Genomic DNA, 1,755 nt, shown 5'->3' with positions numbered 1-1,755 from the left:
TTTTAGGATTGGGTATGGTGTCTTGTTCTGAAAAAGCCGTGCCACTAAGCGAAAACCACATTATCCCGAAGCCACTTTCGGTTACAGCGTCTGAAGGGTCATTTACTTTGGACCAAAAAACCACTTTGGTTGCATCAGGTGACGCTGCTGAAGTCAATCCTATTATTTCTATTTTCCAAAGCTTAATCAAACCTTCCACCGGATTTGATCTACAGACAGCCGAATCAGGAGAGTCCAATTTTATTCTGTTTGAAATAGAGCAGGCTTCCCAAAAAACAGACGGAGAATATACAATATCTATTGAAGAAAATAGCATAAAAATAAGTGCCTCAAATGGAGAAGGCCTTTTCAACGGTGTTCAGACTTTGAGGCAACTAATGCCGGCCGGAATTGAATCCTCTGCCAAATTAGGAGGCAAGGTCAAAATTGGGGCAGGAAAAATCGAAGACAAACCGGAATATGCCTACAGAGGATTTATGTTGGATGTGGCGAGACATTTCTTTCCTGTGGAAGATGTAAAGCACGTCATTGACCTGATTGCAAAATATAAGATCAACTATTTGCACCTTCATCTTTCGGATGACCAAGGTTGGAGGATCGAAATCAAATCTTGGCCATTGTTGACTGAAATCGGTGGCAAAACCGAAGTAGGTGGCGGAGAAGGGGGTTTTTATACCCAAGAGCAATACAAGGACATTGTGGCATATGCCCAGTCAAAATTCATTACCGTAGTACCTGAAATCGATATGCCCGGTCATACCAATTCAGCTTTGGCTTCTTACGGACAATTGAATCCGGGCATCACAGTTCCGGAGAAAGGTGCTGTTCCTTTTGATAGGAAAGATTTGGGTGTTGATGGTATGGCTACTCCGCTTTATACAGGTATCGAAGTCGGTTTCAGTACTTTGGATACGGACAAAGAAGTTACTTACCAATTTATAGATGATGTGGTGCGTGAGTTGGTGGAGATGACTCCCGGCCCATACATTCATATAGGCGGAGATGAATCTCTCGTGACCGAATTGGAGGACTATATTCCTTTTATGGAAAAAGCCCAGGCCATTGTAACCAAATATGGCAAAAAATCATTGGGATGGGATGAAATAGCCCATGCAAAACTTGAACCCGGAGCTGTGGCACAATATTGGGCAAAGGCTGAAAATGCGGTATTGGCCATCAACCAGGGCAATCAGGTTTTGGTTTCTCCTGCTACCAAGACCTATCTTGACATGCAATACGATTCAACAACACAGTTGGGACTTCATTGGGCAGCATATATCGAATTGGATGATGCTTACAATTGGGATCCGACAGAATTGGATGCAGCTGTTAAAAAGGAAAATGTCTTAGGTGTAGAAGCCCCACTGTGGTCGGAAACAATTACCAACAGGGAGGAAATTGAATTCATGATGTTCCCGAGATTGGCAGCAATTGCCGAAGTGGCTTGGACCAAAAAGGAATTGAGAAATTGGGAGTCATTTACATCAAGACTTAAAAAACATACCGAGCGTTGGGATGTGATGGGATTGAATTATTACAAATCTCCAAAGTTGGTTTGGGAGGAGAAAAAGTAACCAATCTATAGGACACAGACAATACCTGTCTGCCGTGGCGGAGCTGTTTTCATTGGACTTCATTTGGGTTTTAGGTAGTTAACGGCAAGAAATCGGTCATACCAAAAAGTTAAATGTTGAAATCATAAAATCCGGGAATCATTTAATGGTTTCCGGATTTTTATAATAAGATGGCGTGAGA

1 protein-coding gene is annotated in these 1,755 nt (G+C 42.3%); it reads left to right on the top strand.

Annotated elements, in window-relative coordinates; translation table 11 throughout:
- A partial coding sequence (locus ACZFYI_RS20030; RefSeq protein WP_462525889.1) for a beta-N-acetylhexosaminidase occupies positions 1-1,574 on the top strand: 1,574 nt, incomplete at its 5' end.
- Positions 1,575-1,755: the final 181 nt, after the last annotated feature.

Source organism: Aquiflexum sp., assembly GCF_977115555.1.
Note: the sequence above shows the minus strand (reverse complement) of the source record. Positions and strands in the feature narration are given on the sequence as shown.